Below are 13739 nucleotides of genomic sequence, written 5' to 3' on the forward strand. Positions count from 1 at the left end.
GGGGCGGAACGGCAACGGGCGGGCGACTGAGGTCGCCCGCCCGTTTCGCGTACGGCTCAGATGCCCCGGCCGCGCTTGTGCAGCGTGCGCAGCACCCGGTCGGCCTGCACCGCCCGGCTCGCCACCGCCAGCGCCAGGTAGGCGCGCGGTTCCTTCGGGTTGCGGGCCAGCGTGCGCCGGGCCCAGCGGACCGCGTCGCGGCGGTTGCCCATGGCCGCCTGCGCGAAGGCGATCTGCCCGGCCACCCGCGCCTCGCCGTGCGGCACCGTGGCGAACTCCGGGTAGCGGCGCAGCAGCCACTGCAACGCGGTCGAGATGGTCTCCCAGCGCTGCGCGAAGTAGGACCGCTTGTGCCATCGGACCAGCACGTACGGGCTCTCCACGTTCACCAGCGGGGCGTAGCGGGCGGCGCGCAGCAGGAACTCGTAGTCCTCCGCGTAGCTGCCCGGGATCTGCTCGTCCACCAGCCCGATCGCGTCGAGCAGCGCGGCCCGGCGGATCAGGAACGTGGACGGGTGCAGCTCGGTGAGCCGGTCGCGCAGCAGCGCCTCCAGCGAGATCCGGGCGCGGTCCAGCGAACGGTCCACCGTACGGTCGTCGTAGCTGACCCGGATGCCGCAGCTCACCAGCGCGCCGTCCGGGTGCGCGTCGAGCGCCCCGAACTGGGCGGCCAGCTTGCCGGGCAGCCACTCGTCGTCGTCGTCGCAGAACGCCACCCAGTCGCCGGTGGCCGCCTCGATGCCGGTGTTGCGCGCGCCGGCCAGCCCGGCGGTACGGGTATTCGTGATCACCCGGATCCGGCGGTCACCCCGGTCGGTCTCCAGGGACCGGTCCGGTTCGGACTGGTCGTAGACCACGATCGCCTCGATCAGGCCCGGGTGCGCCTGGCTGAGGATCGCGTCGAGCGCCGCACGCAGCAGCTCCGGACGGTCCCGCGTCGGTACGACGACCGAGATGCTCGGCCCACTCATGCTCTCTCCACGGACTCGTCGGATCCCCGCTGGCCCAGATAGCCGTAGCGGACCCGCAGGGGAAGCGTGGCCAGGCTGACCACGGCACGGCTGCGGCGCGGCAGGCGGTCCCGCCACGCCTCGTCCCGGCGCACCGTCAACGGCCCGCCGCTGAACCGCAGCGGGTTGCCGGCGACGCTGTGCGCCCGGAACGGCGCGGCCGGCTCGGGCGCCGCGCCCGTCTCGTCGGCTCCGGACAGGATGCGCAGCGCGGCCGGGTCGTCCGGCAGGCCGGCGAAGTCCCGCACCCGGCGTACCGTCCCGGCCGGGTCGGCGGTGAAGTCCTCGTACCGCAGCCGCAGCACCTTCGCCCGGGAGGCGAGCAGGTGGAACGCGGCGTTCTGCGCGGTCCACAGCTTGCTCACCTCGAACGGCGAGAAGGTCGGCATGAAGTCCTCGCCGTCGACCACCTCGGGGCGGCGCACCTGCTTGCCCCACGAGTACGCCACCGCCCGGCTGTCCCGGACCAGGTGCAGCACCCGCAGGTCCAGCCCTTCGGCCCAGCGCAGCGCGAAGGCGAGCGAGGCGTGCTTGCTGGAGTCCACCACCACCCGGGCGCCGGTCACCGACAGCGCGGCCCGGTAGATCCGGGTGTACAGGTCGGCGTAGCGGCGCACGTCGGCCAACTGCTCCGGCGGGAGCGCGTCCTTCGCGAGCCGGGGGATGTGCCGGGTCCGGTCGACCCGGTCCTTGAGCGCCAGCACGTCGTCCCGGTCGACAGCGGCCCAGCCGCCGAACGCCTGGTCGCCGACCTGCCGCCAGAACGGGCAGGCGGTGAACCGCTCACCGCAGCCGCAGCGCTCGTCGGCGCCGAGCGCCCGCTCCCACAGGTGCACCACCTCACCGACGGCACACACGTCGGCGCTCTGCGCCAGCAGCAGTTCCAGCAGCGTGGAACCGCTGCGGCCGAGGCCGCCGACGAAGAGGACCCGCGGCGGCGCCGGATCGGGGGCGCTCATCCGCGACGCCCGACGGCTCGTTGCCGTACCCGGCGGGCCACCAGTTCGTCGATCACCGCGCCGACGCGGGCGACCGCCTCGGCGCGGGGGTCCGGGCGGCCCGGGTCGGCGGCCAGGACGAACCGGCTCGGGTCGGCGAGCCCTTCGTCCAGCGCGGCCAGCAGCTCGGCCTCGGACTCGCACAGCCGCACCATGCCGGCCGCGCCCAGACGGCGGGAGAACAGCTGCTGGTGGTTGTCGACGTGCTCGTCGTGCGTCGGGTCGCGGGGCACCACGATCGGCAGGTGGCCGTTGCGCCGGGCCTCGGTGATGGTGGCCGGGCCGCCGTGGCTGACCACGAGCGTCGACTCCGCCATCGCCCGCTGGAGTTCCTCGTGGCCGAGGAACGGGGTGGCCCCGGGCAGGGCCGGGGTGCGGCTGTGGCCGTACTGGAGGACCAGCCGGACCTCGGGCCGGGTCGCGTGCCAGCGCTCCAGCCAGCCGACCAGCCGGTCGAAGCGGTGCACGTCGGTGCCGACCACGACCAGCACGTACGGTGCCGCGGAACGCCGGTCCCGCTGCTGCGGAATGTGCGCCATCAGAGCAGATTCCCCACGACGGTGGCCTCCGGGTACATCCGGCGCTGCTCGTCCCACTGCACGAGCATCGCGGAGAGGAAGGGTCGGCAGAGCCGGGCGGTGAGCGTCGCGCTGTCGATCCGGTCGTACACCTCGATGTAGACCGTCGGGATCTTGCGCATCCGGGCCGCCACCACGAACGGCAGGGCGACCCCGGCGCCAGTGGTGACCACGGCGTCGACCTGGCGCCGGCGGATCACCTTCAGCGCGAGGAACGCGTTGCGTACCAGGTTCTTGACGTTGCGTGTGGTGGGGTGGTGCGCCCAGACCACGTCCTCACCGGCGAGCAGCGAGCGCGCGTCCGGGGTGTCGAAGGTTACCCATGCGCGGCGCCGATCCCGGTACCACGGTTCCAGGGCCAGGAGCTGGGCCAGGTGCCCGCCACTGGAACCCACCAGCAGGACCTGCCCCGAGTCCTCGGTTGACCCGCTCACCACAAAAGTCCTCCCGTACGCGGATGACGCGTCCGGATTTTTGTGAATGCCCCTCGGACGCGTCCTGACAACCTACTGGCGCGCCCATGGGCAACTGAAGGGGCCATTGGACGGATCCCGGCTCGCCGGTCGGCTCACCTCTCGATTCCCGCCACTGGGATGTGCACCGGCCGGTCACCGGCCAGGTCAGCCCGGTGCGCCCCGGCGGCCGGGCCGGGACACCGGGAGAAAGTGAGATGTGTCAGGATTCCGTCACCGCTCCGCACGAGAGCCGCCGGCGACGTCGGCTTATCCGGGGGCAGGTCAGGCCCAACACCGGGAAACCCGCCGAATGGTCAGCGCCGATCGGCCATTTCTACGCGGGCTGCCCACACCCGGGCAGGCTTACCGGAACGTGAGCAGACTTTCCCTCGTCGTTCGGATCGGGGACACTCAAGGCCACGGTCAGGTCCAGCTGTGCCGTGGACTGCCCGGCTCGGTCGAAAGGGAGCGACAGAATCTGATGCCCTCACCCCATTTGGCCGAGAGCGACGCCGACGGTCTTGCCCTGATGGCATACCTGGGCTGGCTGCGCCGCCGCTGGTGGATCCTGCTGCTCGCCGCGGCCCTCGGCCTGGGCGGTGGGCTCGCGCTGAACCAGATCCAGGAGGCGCGCTACACCTCGACCACCTCGCTGCTGGTGCGCCCGCTCGGCACGGGCGCGGAGAACAACCCCAACGCCAAGGTCAACCTCGACACCGAGGCCCAGGTGGTCCGCTCCCTGGTGGTGGCCGAGCGGGCCAAGGCGCTGATGAAGGTCGACACCGGCGCCGACCAGCTCGTCAAGTCGGTGACCGTCAAGGTGCCGCCGAACAGCCAGATCCTCCAGGTGGCGTACGAGGCGAACAGCCCCGAGGGCGCCCAGTCGGGCTCGCACGCGTTCGCCCAGGCGTACCTGGACCTGCGCAAGGCCACCGCGCAGAAGGCGCTGGAGAACGAGACCAACGCGCTCAAGCAGCAGATCGCCGAGCTGCAGAAGCAGCTCAGCGCGGTCGCCGGGCGGATCGCGGCGGCGCCGTCGAACTCGCCCGAGCGGGAGCGGGCCGAGGCCGAACGGAGCCTGCTCACCAGCCAGATCACCGGCCTGAACAACCGGCTCAGCCCGCTGGTCTCGGCCGGCTCCGACCCCGGCGAGATCATCTCCGACGCCCGTCTGCCGGAGTCGCCCAGCTCGCCGAACCGCACGCTCAACCTCGCCAGCGGCATCGGCGCGGGCCTGCTGCTCGGCATCGTGCTGGCGCTGGTGCTGGACCGGCTCGACACCCGGATCCGGCGCGGCCGCGACATCTCCGACCGGGTCGGCCTGCCGCTGCTGCTGGAACTGCCGGTGCGTGCGCCCTCGCTCGCCGTCCTGCCGGCCACGCACCGGGTCTCCCGCGAACTGGGCCGGCTGCGCAACGTGCTGCTGTCCGCCGTGCCCGAGCCGGCACAGGGCGGCCGTGGCCGCCAGTTGCTGCTCTGCGACGCCTCGGCCGGCACCGCCGCCGGGTTCGTCGCCGCCAACCTCGCCGCCGCGTACGCCCGTACCGGCCAGCAGGTCGCGCTGATCACCACCAAGCCCGACTCGGCGCTGGGCGCCATCACCGGTGTGGCCGAGGGGCGGCACAGCCTCGCCTCGGTGCTCCGCCGCGACGTGCCCCCGCTCAAGGCGCTCGCGCCGGTGCCGGGGCTGGGCCAGCTCCGCGTGCTGGTGCCGGGCGACCTGGACGCGGAGGTCGAGCTGCCGGTCGCCGGTCTGCTGGAGATCATGCACGAGCTGTCCGCGCGCTTCGACCACGTGATCATCGAGACCGCACAGCCCACGTTCGCCGTGGAGGCCCAGGCCCTGGGCCGGTACGTCGACGCGGTGATCATGGTGGCCGAGGCGGGAAAGACCCGCAGCGGCGAGATCACCGCCGCCCTGCAGCAGTTCGAGCAGGTGAACGCGCCGGTGATCGGTGCCGTGCTGGCCCCGCGCCTGCCCGTCCCGGCCGGTGGCGCCAGCCGCCCGGCGGCGTCGGGCGGTTCGGGCAACTCGGGCGGGTCGAGCGCACCGGTGGCTCCGGCCAACCGACCCAAGCCCCGGCCGAGCCCCGGCCCGTCCGCCGAGTCGACGATGGTGCTGCCGCGCATGCAGTCGTCCCGCCCCGCCCCGGCGAAGCCGGCACCGGGCAAGGCCACCCCGCCGCCGAACCCGGGCAACCAGAGCATGCCGGGCAAGCCGGCGCCGCTCAACGGCACCGGCGGCACGTATCGCTCCCGCGGTGACGGCGACGGCCGCAGCTACGCCCTCGACTCCGGCGAGGACCTGGGGTGAACCGCCGGCAGATGCTCCGTGCCGCGCTCGCTCCCGCCGTCGTCCTCGGCGTCGGTACAGGATGCAGCGAACCCGAGCCCAAGCCCGGAAAGATCCAGGTGGCGGACCCGGGCGACGTCACCGCCTCGCCGTCCTCGGCGGCCCCGACGCAGAACCTGCCCACCGGCCCGCTGACCGGCGCGCCGATCGGCACCCCGGCAGCGGCCACCCGCCAGGCGGTCGCGGTGCCGCTGCGGGTGAGCCCCGCGACCACCCCGGCCGGCCTGGACGCCGCCGACCTGGTCTACGCCGAGTTCGCCGAGTCCGACACGCTGCACCTGACCGCGGTGTTCCACTCCAAGGACTCCGCCAAGATCGGCCCGGTCACCGAGATCCGGCCGGTCGACATCCGGTCGCTCGCGGTGCTGCGCCCGTTCGTCGGCTACGCCGGCGGCCCCACCGGCTTCCTGTCCCAGTTCGAGAACTCCGACCTCGACGGCGTCACGCCGGACGACGGCGGCAAGGTCTTCTCCGGCGACTACACCTCGACCGCCGCGCTGCTCAAGGCCGCCCCGAAGGGCGGGCAGCCGCCCTCCCCGCCGATCGACCACGCCGGCGAGGGCGACGCGCTCGCCGCCCGCGACCTCACCCCCGCCACCGAACTCTCCGTCACAGTGGCCGGCGGGCCGCCGATGCTCTGGCGGTACGACCAGGCGAAGTCCCTCTGGGCCGGCAAGGTCGGCAAGGTCACCGTGACCGCCGCCTCCGTCATCGTGCTGACGATGGAATACCGCACGCTGGACGTGCGCAAGCCGTCCCCGCGCTCACTGCCGTCGGCGAACGTCTTCGGCGAGGGCGCGGTCGTCGCGGTGTCCGGGCCGAACAGCGCGAAGGGCCGGTGGCGCAAGCCCGGCCTGGGCATGGTCTGCACGCTCGCCGACACCGGCGGCGACCTCCTGCATCCCCAGCCCGGCAACGCCTGGGTGATCTACGCCCCGACCACCGCCAAGGTCTCCGTGAAATGAGCACCGCCACCCCGCCCCGCACCGCGCGCGGGACGGTCCCGGTCGGGGCGGTGTCGCCGCCGGACGGGAACCGTCTCCGGCCGGTGACGGTACGGCCGGAGGGCTGGTCGTGGCGGCTGCCGACGGCATGGCCGCTGATCGGGGTCTTCCTGCTGTACCCGCTGTGGTGGGTGCTCGGGGTGTCGAGCTTCGTCTTCGTCATCTTCGCGGTGCCGATGATCTGGCAGATGCGCAAGCGCGGCCCGGTGCGGGTGCCGCCCGGCTTCGGGATCTGGATGGTCCTGCTGCTCTGGGTGTTCCTGTCCGTGCTCACCCTCGACCTCACCGCGCCGAACACGCTGCCGCCGGGCGGCAGCGGCAAGTACATCGGCTGGGGCATCCGGCTCGCCAACTACCTCGCGATGACCGTGACGATGCTCTACGTCTACAACCTCCGCGACCGCGAGCTGTCCCAGCGCCGGATGGTCCGGCTGTTCGGGTTCATGGGCGTGGTCGTGGTCCTCGGCGGCTGGATCGGCTCGCTCTTCCCGAACCTCAAGTTCGTGGCGCCGCTGCGCTTCGTCCTGCCCCAGTCGATCGCCGGTCACCCGTACGTCACCTCCCTCATGGAGATCAAGTTCGCCCAGGTGCAGCAGGTGATCGAGGGGGAGGCCAGTTCGCCCCGCCCGTCCGCGCCGTTCACCTACACGAACTCGTGGGGCCAGAACACCGCGATCCTGCTGGTCTGGCTGATCGTCGGCTGGGTCGTGCTGGGCAAGCCGCTGCGCCGTACCGCCGGCGTGGCCATCGCGCTGGCGGCGATCTTCCCGATCGTCTACTCGCTGAACCGCGGCCTCTGGATCGGTCTCGGCATCGCCGCCGCGTACGTCGCGCTGCGGCTCGCGCTGCGCGGCCGGATGGTGGTGCTCGGCGGGCTCGCCCTCGCGGTCGGGCTGATCGGGGTGCTGATCGTCGCCACCCCCCTCGGCCGCACCTTCGACGAACGCCTCCAGAACGGGCACAGCGACGACATCCGGACCACGCTGTCCCAGGGCGCGGTCACCGCGGCCAACCACTCGCCGATCCTCGGGTACGGCGGCAACCGGGCGCTGATCGGCAGCAACCGGTCCATCGCCATCGGCAAGTCCGAGGACTGCAAGCAGTGCGGCAACCGGGAACTGGGCAGCAACGGCCAGGTCTGGGCGCTGCTCGTCGGGCAGGGCTGGGTCGGCGCCATCTGCTACAACGCGTTCTTCGTCTACTGCATCTGGCGCTACCGGCGCGACCACAGCGCGATCGGGATCGCCGGCACGCTCGTGCTCATCCTCATGCTGTTCTTCCAGTTCACCTACGGTGCGATGGAAGCGACACTCGCCTACGCCCTGATCACGGTCGCCCTGCTGGCCCGCAACGACCGGATCCGCCGGTCGCTCGGACCGGCGCCACCCGAGGGCACGATCGCCGGGCTACGGGCCCGACTGGAAAAGACCGGTGACCACTGATGGTGTTCCGCGTACCCCCGGACGGCGACGGCCGTGCCGCGTACCTCGGTGAACTGGCCGGGCTGATCTGGCCCGCGCCCGCCGAGCCCAGCCTGCGGCGCGGCGGCGCCGGCTGGGTGGTGGTGCCCTCGGCGTCCCGCCCCCGGCTGCTCGTGCCGACCGGCTCCGGCCGGGCGGCGGCGAGCGCGGTCCGGCACTCCACGGAGGCGGTCGGCCGCAAGGCCAAGCTGGTCCGGCAGGGGCTGTCCACCGCGTTCCGGCTCGGGCTGGGCCCGCTGGTGTTCCGCGACCGGCTGGTGGCCGACGGCGGCGGGCTGGACGCGTACCTGACCGAGGTGCTCGGTGAGCCGGCGCTGGTGAGCCTGCACATCGGGCCGGCCCGGGCGAACCGCAAGCCGGTGCTGCAACTGCTCGCGCCGGACGGCCGCGCCCTCGGGTACGCCAAGCTCGGCGTCGACCCGCTGACCCGCGCGCTGGTGCACGCGGAGGCGGACGCGCTGCGCCGCCTCGCCGAGGTGCCGCTCGGCCCGGTGGTCCTGGCCGGGGTCCGCCATCACGGCGACTGGCACGGCCACGCGCTGCTGGTGCAGGAGGCGCTGCCGGTGCGGCTGCCCCGGGCCACCCCGGCCGCGGCCCAAGCGGCCGAGCGCGCGGCCATGGTGGCGGTCGCCGGCTGCCTCGGCGTACGCCGGCAGTCGTGGGCGGGCAGCGGGCACGCGACGCGGCTCACCGCCGCGGTGGACGCCCTCGGGCCTCGGCCGGAGGCCGGGCGGCTGCGCGCGGCGCTGAAGTCCGTCGCGGACGCCGACCCGGTGGTCGCCTTCGGCGCCTGGCACGGGGACTGGAACGGCGGCAACAGCGCGGTGCTCGCCGACGGCCGGGTGCTGGTCTGGGACTGGGAGCGGTTCGAGGCGGACGTGCCGGCCGGGTACGACGCGCTGCACCTGGCGGTGCAGAGCGCGATGAGCCACGACGGGGTGGAACCGGTCGAGGCGGCCCGGGCGCTGATCGCCGGCGCCGGGGCCACCCTGGCGCCGTTCGACCAGACCGGCGGGGGCGCCGATCTGGTCGCCGTGCTCTACCTGGTGGAGCTGGCGGCGCGCTACCTGCGGGACCGGCAGGCGGAGGCGGGTGCGCGACTGGGGCACGTCGACGCCTGGCTGCTGCCCGCCGTCGAGGAACACCTGGCCCGTCGGGCCGGGTGAGAGTGAGGAGTGGGGACGTGACGCTGGCCAAGGAGCAGGCGCTCCGCGCGGTGAAGTCGGTGAGCCGGACGGTCGGCCGCTTGACCGCCGGTTCGCGGATGGTGCCGGGATTCCTGATCGTGGGGGCGCAGCGCTGCGGCACCACCTCGCTGTTCAAGACGCTCTCGCAGCATCCCGGTGTGCTGCCGCCCGCGTACCACAAGGGCGTGCACTACTTCGACATGGACTACCACCGGGGGATGAGCTGGTACCTCGGGCACTTCCCCACCACCGGCAAGGCCGAGGCGGTGAAGGCCCAGATCGGAGTACGCGGCATCACCGGCGAGTCCAGCCCGTACTACATGTTCCACCCGCTGGCCGGGCAGCGGATCGCCCGTGACCTGCCCTCGGTGAAGCTGCTGGTGCTGCTGCGCGACCCGGTGGAGCGGGCCTACTCCGCGCACTCGCACGAGCTGGCCCGCGGCTACGAGACCGAGACGGACTTCGAGCGGGCGCTCGCGCTGGAGGAGTCCCGGACGGCGGGCGAACGGGAGCGGATGATCAGCTCCGCGTCGTACGCCAGCGAGCACCTCCAGCACAACGCGTACCTGGCCCGGGGCCGTTACATCGAGCAGCTGGAGCGCCTGGAGGCGCTCGTCGGCCGGGACCGCATGCACGTCATCGACAGCGACGACTTCTTCGCCGACCCGCGTCCCTCCTTCGACGCGGTCTGCGACTTCCTCGGGCTGCCCCGCTGGGCGGACATCGCCTTCGGCAAGCACAACTCGCGCTCCCGTTCGCCCATGTCGGCGGAGCTGCGCACCCGGCTGGAGGACCACTTCGCCCCGTACGACGAGCGGCTGGCGACGTGGTGGGGACGCGTGCCGTCGTGGCGGCGGTGACCCGGCCGGACGCCGGCGGCACCCCGACGCTCACCGCACCGCCCCCCGGGCCGGGCGCGGGGCTGGGCGGCGCGGCCCGGCAGGGCTTCGCCAACCTGGTCGGGGTCGGGCTGGCCGCGGTGGCCGGCTTCGGCCTGAACATCGTCATCGCCCGGGGCTGGTCGGTCCGCGAGGCGGGCATGTTCTTCGCGGCCACCAGCGCGTTCATGATCGCCGCGTCGGCGGCGCGGCTCGGCACCGACGTCGGCACCGTCTACTTCGTCAGCCGCCAGCGCACGCTCGACCGCCGCGACCAGATCCGGGGCACGATCCTGGTCGGGTTGCTGCCGGTGCTGGTGGTCGGCACGCTGCTCGGGCTGGCCGGCTGGCTGGCCGCACCGGCGCTGGCCCGGGCCACCATGCCGGAGGCCGGGCCGGAGGCGGTCACCGCGTTGCGCATCCTGCTCGCGTTCGTGCCGCTGGCCGCGCTCAACGACTACGCGCTCGCCGCCTGCCGCGGCTTCGGCCAGATGCGCCCGCTGCTGACAGTGGAGCGGCTCGGCCGCACGCTCGTGCAGTTCCTGGGTGTGGCGGTCGCCGCCTGGCTCGGCCTGTCCGCCACCGTCGCGTTGCCGCTAGCCTGGGTGGTGCCGTACCTGATCGCCGCGGTGGTCGCGCTGTTCTGGCTGAGCCGGCTCGTCGGCCGGGCCGGGCGGCAGGTGACCCGGCCGGTGCCGGCGCGCGAGCTGGCCGGGCCGTTCTGGCGGTTCACCGGGCCGCGCGCGGTCAGCAGCCTGGCCGCGATCGTGGTGCAGCGGCTGGACATCGTGCTGCTCAGCGCGTTGCGCGGGCCGGCGGACGCGGCGATCTACACGGCCGCGACCCGGTTCCTGGCGCTGGGTCAGCTCTCCAGCGTCGCGCTGTCCAGCTCGGTGCAGCACCGGCTGGCCGCCGCGTTCGCCCGCGACGACCGGGCCGAGGCGCGCCAGCTCTACCAGGCCGCCACCGGCTGGCTCGTGCTGCTCTCCTGGCCCGCGTACCTGATCTTCGCGGCGTTCGCCACGCCGATGCTGGCGCTGTTCGGATCCGGGTACGGCGACGGCCGCCGGGTCGTGGTGCTGCTGGCGCTGACCATGCTGCTGGCCACCGGCTGCGGCATGGTCGACATGGTGCTCAACATGGCCGGGCGCACCGCGTGGACGTTCTACAACGCGATGACCGGCACCGTGCTCAACGTGGTCGGCAACCTGGTGCTCATCCCGCGTTACGGCATCCTCGGCGCGGCCCTGGCCTGGACCGTCTCCATCCTGGTCACCAACCTGGTGCCGCTGACCCAGCTCTGGTGGTCGATGCGGCTGCACCCGTTCGGCGCCGGCACCCGGGCCGCGATGGCGCTGGCGGTGGTCGCGCTGGGCCTGCCGCTCGGCGCGGCGACCCTGCTCGGCGCCGGTCCGCTGGTGCTCGCGCTGGTGACCGCCGCCGGGCTGGCCGCGTACGCGGCGGGTGTCTGGCGCTGGCGGCGCACCCTGCACCTCGACGCGCTGCGCGCCCTGCGCCGCGGCCGCAACCGGGCCGGGGCGGACCCGGCCGCCCAGTCCTGACCGATCCTGCGCACCGATGGGACCTTCGATGACAAGCGACTCCCCCCTCGCCCCGCACTCCGGCCTGTCCACCGTGAAGGCCGCGAAGCTCGCCGCAGTCGGCCTGCTCGCGGACCGCAAGGAACGCCGCGAGCTGGAACGGCCGGTGGAGGGGGGCAGCCGCCGGCTCACCCTGAAGGTGGAGCGGCCGATCTTCATCCTCGGCGCCCCGCGCTCCGGCACCACGTTCCTCGGCAGTTGCGTCGGCGCGCTGCCGGACGTGTCGTACCACTTCGAACCGCGCCTGACCAAGGCCGTCGCCCGCTGTGTCTACGAGGGAAGCTGGACGCCGCAGCGGGCCGCCCGCTACTTCCGGGGCTACTACGGGGCGCTGCTCGCCGCGTCCGGGCACGGCGGCCTGCGTTTCGCCGAGAAGGACCCGGAGAACTGCTTCATCGTGCCGTTCCTGACCGAGGTCTTCCCGGACGCGGTCTTCCTGCACGTCTACCGGGACGGGCGGGACGTGGCGGTGTCGCACGCCGAGCAGCCCTGGCTGAACGCGGCGTCCACTGGTAGCGGCCGCAGCGGCCGGGGCGGTACACCGTGGGGCGCCGCGCCCCGGTTCTGGGTGGAGCCGGAGCGGCGCGACGAGTTCACGCAGGTCTCCGACCTGGGCCGGTCGGCCTGGATGTGGCGGCGGTTCACCAGCAGCGCGCTCACCCAGCTCGCCGAGCTGCCCGCGGACCGGGTGCGGCACCTGCGCTACGAGGACGTCGTCACCCGCCCGGCCGAGGCGGCCGACGTGGTGGCCGACTTCCTGGAGGTCCGTGACCCGGCCGGGCGGGAGGCGCTGCACGCCCGCTTCGCCAAGGCGCGGCCGGGTTCGGTGGGGCGCTGGCGGCAGCGACTGACCGAAAAGGATCTGGCCGACGTGATGGCTCAGGCCGGGCCGCTGCTGACGCAACTCGGCTACCCCGCCTGAGCGGCGCGTCACAGGTAGAGTGCCAGGGGTCGCCCGCCAGGCCCGGCGTGCCTCTCCGCCCACGCGGATTCGTCAGGGCCCCCATACCGTGGCCGGCGACCGTCCTGGGGAGAGGTTGCGGTGGTACGACGGTTACGACTGACGATGGCTGCCGTGCTGGGCCTGGCCTTGCTGGCACCGGCGGTGGCGGCCTGTGACATCGGCTCCGAGCGGTCCGACGAGACGAGCACGGCGTCCGCGCCGCCTCCGCCGACTGTGACACCGCGGACCGCTCCGGTCCGCACCACCGGACGCGGGCCGGAGCCGCCCGAGAAGGGGGCCTGGCTCGGCACCTGGGTCAAGCCGCAGTTCCACAACGCCAGCGGGCGGGCGAAGGCGTTCGACGACTTCAACCGGGCGGCCGGCGGCCAGCTCGCCATCGCGCACATGTTCCACGAGTGGAACGAGCCGTTCCCGGGCGCCACCGAGCGGGCGTTCCAGGCACAGGGCAAGCTCCAGATGATCTCGTGGCAGGGCACCGACACCCGGTCCACCGTCAGCGGCGTCTACGACTCGCTGATCCGGGAGCGCGCGAAGGACGTCAAGGAGTTCGGCGTCCCGGTGCTGCTGCGCTACCGGTGGGAGATGGACCGGCCCAACCTGGCTGCGAGCATGCACTCGCCGGAGGACTACGTCGCCGCGTGGAAGCACGTCCGCGGCATCTTCACCGAGATGGGCGTCACCAACGCGGGCTGGGTGTGGTGCCCGCACGCCGACGGGTTCGCCGAGCCGGAGCGGCGGGCCGCCGCCTACTATCCCGGCGACGACCAGGTCGACTGGCTCTGCGCCGACGTCTACCCCAGCCCGGAGTGGAACAGCTTCTCCAACCGGATGGACCACTTCATGGCGTTCGCCAAGAAGCATCCGCGGCCGGTCATCATCGGCGAGTACGGCCTGACCCAGGACGGGCGGCCGGGGCAGCGGGCCGACTGGATGCGCGAGGTCGGGCCGTACCTGAAGAAGCACCCGCAGATCAAGGCGGCTGTCTACTTCGCCGCCCGGCAGACGGCGAAACCCATCTACGACAGCACGTTCGGCAACGACCCGGAGAGCGAGCAGGTCTTCCGGGAGATGGCGACCGATCCGTACTTCCAACCGCCGATGCCGGACCTGAGTGTTCCCTGAGCACCACCCTCCGTATCCACCAGGTGATCGTCGCTCGTCTTTTCGTGTGACCCGGGGCGTTTCCTCGGCCAAAAAGGCCGAACCCGGGTGGACGGGCGACGGCCGAAT

12 protein-coding genes are annotated in these 13739 nt (G+C 73.2%); 8 read left to right on the forward strand and 4 right to left on the reverse strand.

Features of this window, described 5'->3' with window-relative positions:
• Positions 1–56: 56 nt before the first annotated feature.
• Genes ACN27D_RS12790 through ACN27D_RS12805 form a run of 4 tightly spaced genes read right to left on the reverse strand, consistent with a single transcriptional unit; the run spans position 57 to position 3023 of the window.
• Positions 57–971, reverse strand: a complete 915-nt coding sequence (locus ACN27D_RS12790; RefSeq protein WP_013289266.1) for a glycosyltransferase family 2 protein — start codon at positions 969–971, stop codon at positions 57–59.
• Positions 968–1969, reverse strand: a complete 1002-nt coding sequence (locus ACN27D_RS12795) for a sulfotransferase family protein (RefSeq protein ID WP_252451729.1) — start codon at positions 1967–1969, stop codon at positions 968–970. Before ACN27D_RS12795 ends, ACN27D_RS12790 begins: the two co-directional genes overlap by 4 nt.
• Positions 1966–2547 carry a glycosyltransferase gene (locus tag ACN27D_RS12800; protein ID WP_357898581.1) on the reverse strand — a complete coding sequence of 194 codons (582 nt, stop codon included), beginning with the start codon at positions 2545–2547 and terminating at the stop codon, positions 1966–1968. Before ACN27D_RS12800 ends, ACN27D_RS12795 begins: the two co-directional genes overlap by 4 nt.
• Positions 2547–3023, reverse strand: a complete 477-nt coding sequence (locus tag ACN27D_RS12805) for a polysaccharide biosynthesis protein (protein ID WP_013289269.1) — start codon at positions 3021–3023, stop codon at positions 2547–2549. The genes ACN27D_RS12800 and ACN27D_RS12805 overlap by 1 nt, the downstream gene beginning before the upstream one ends.
• Before the next feature lie 499 nt (positions 3024–3522).
• Here ACN27D_RS12805 and ACN27D_RS12810 point away from each other — a divergent pair, with 499 nt between their 5' ends.
• The 8 genes from ACN27D_RS12810 to ACN27D_RS12845 all read left to right on the forward strand — a co-directional run bounded on the left by ACN27D_RS12810 (position 3523) and on the right by ACN27D_RS12845 (position 13631).
• Positions 3523–5355 (forward strand): Wzz/FepE/Etk N-terminal domain-containing protein, encoded by a 1833-nt coding sequence (locus ACN27D_RS12810; protein WP_121683226.1) that lies wholly within the window; start codon positions 3523–3525, stop codon positions 5353–5355.
• On the forward strand, positions 5352–6359 hold the full coding sequence (locus tag ACN27D_RS12815; RefSeq protein WP_421499170.1) for a DUF3048 domain-containing protein: 1008 nt from the start codon (positions 5352–5354) through the stop codon (positions 6357–6359). The genes ACN27D_RS12810 and ACN27D_RS12815 overlap by 4 nt, the downstream gene beginning before the upstream one ends.
• On the forward strand, positions 6356–7840 hold the full coding sequence (locus ACN27D_RS12820; protein ID WP_421499171.1) for an O-antigen ligase family protein: 1485 nt from the start codon (positions 6356–6358) through the stop codon (positions 7838–7840). Before ACN27D_RS12815 ends, ACN27D_RS12820 begins: the two co-directional genes overlap by 4 nt.
• Positions 7840–9045, forward strand: coding sequence for a hypothetical protein (locus ACN27D_RS12825; RefSeq protein ID WP_421499172.1), 1206 nt, complete (start codon positions 7840–7842; stop codon positions 9043–9045). The genes ACN27D_RS12820 and ACN27D_RS12825 overlap by 1 nt, the downstream gene beginning before the upstream one ends.
• Positions 9046–9062: 17 nt before the next feature.
• On the forward strand, positions 9063–9926 hold the full coding sequence (locus tag ACN27D_RS12830) for a sulfotransferase family protein (protein ID WP_013289274.1): 864 nt from the start codon (positions 9063–9065) through the stop codon (positions 9924–9926).
• Positions 9893–11506, forward strand: coding sequence for a polysaccharide biosynthesis C-terminal domain-containing protein (locus ACN27D_RS12835; RefSeq protein WP_120572599.1), 1614 nt, complete (start codon positions 9893–9895; stop codon positions 11504–11506). The genes ACN27D_RS12830 and ACN27D_RS12835 overlap by 34 nt, the downstream gene beginning before the upstream one ends.
• Positions 11507–11534: 28 nt before the next feature.
• On the forward strand, positions 11535–12467 hold the full coding sequence (locus ACN27D_RS12840) for a sulfotransferase family protein (protein WP_393159187.1): 933 nt from the start codon (positions 11535–11537) through the stop codon (positions 12465–12467).
• Between the two features lie 144 nt (positions 12468–12611).
• Positions 12612–13631 carry a glycoside hydrolase family 26 protein gene (locus ACN27D_RS12845; protein WP_121683232.1) on the forward strand — a complete coding sequence of 340 codons (1020 nt, stop codon included), beginning with the start codon at positions 12612–12614 and terminating at the stop codon, positions 13629–13631.
• The last annotated feature ends 108 nt before the right edge of the window (positions 13632–13739 follow it).

Origin of the sequence: Micromonospora sp. WMMD1274, assembly GCF_049179035.1 — a bacterium.
Taxonomy (GTDB): domain Bacteria; phylum Actinomycetota; class Actinomycetes; order Mycobacteriales; family Micromonosporaceae; genus Micromonospora; species Micromonospora tulbaghiae.

Coding starts and splice junctions, on each gene's coding strand:
- ACN27D_RS12840 (WP_393159187.1), top strand. CDS start 11,535: ATGACAAGCGACTCCCCCCTCGCCCCGCACTCCGGCCTGTCCACCGTG.
- ACN27D_RS12845 (WP_121683232.1), top strand. CDS start 12,612: ATGGCTGCCGTGCTGGGCCTGGCCTTGCTGGCACCGGCGGTGGCGGCC.
- ACN27D_RS12790 (WP_013289266.1), bottom strand. CDS start 971: ATGAGTGGGCCGAGCATCTCGGTCGTCGTACCGACGCGGGACCGTCCG.
- ACN27D_RS12810 (WP_121683226.1), top strand. CDS start 3,523: ATGCCCTCACCCCATTTGGCCGAGAGCGACGCCGACGGTCTTGCCCTG.
- ACN27D_RS12795 (WP_252451729.1), bottom strand. CDS start 1,969: ATGAGCGCCCCCGATCCGGCGCCGCCGCGGGTCCTCTTCGTCGGCGGC.
- ACN27D_RS12800 (WP_357898581.1), bottom strand. CDS start 2,547: ATGGCGCACATTCCGCAGCAGCGGGACCGGCGTTCCGCGGCACCGTAC.
- ACN27D_RS12825 (WP_421499172.1), top strand. CDS start 7,840: ATGGTGTTCCGCGTACCCCCGGACGGCGACGGCCGTGCCGCGTACCTC.
- ACN27D_RS12820 (WP_421499171.1), top strand. CDS start 6,356: ATGAGCACCGCCACCCCGCCCCGCACCGCGCGCGGGACGGTCCCGGTC.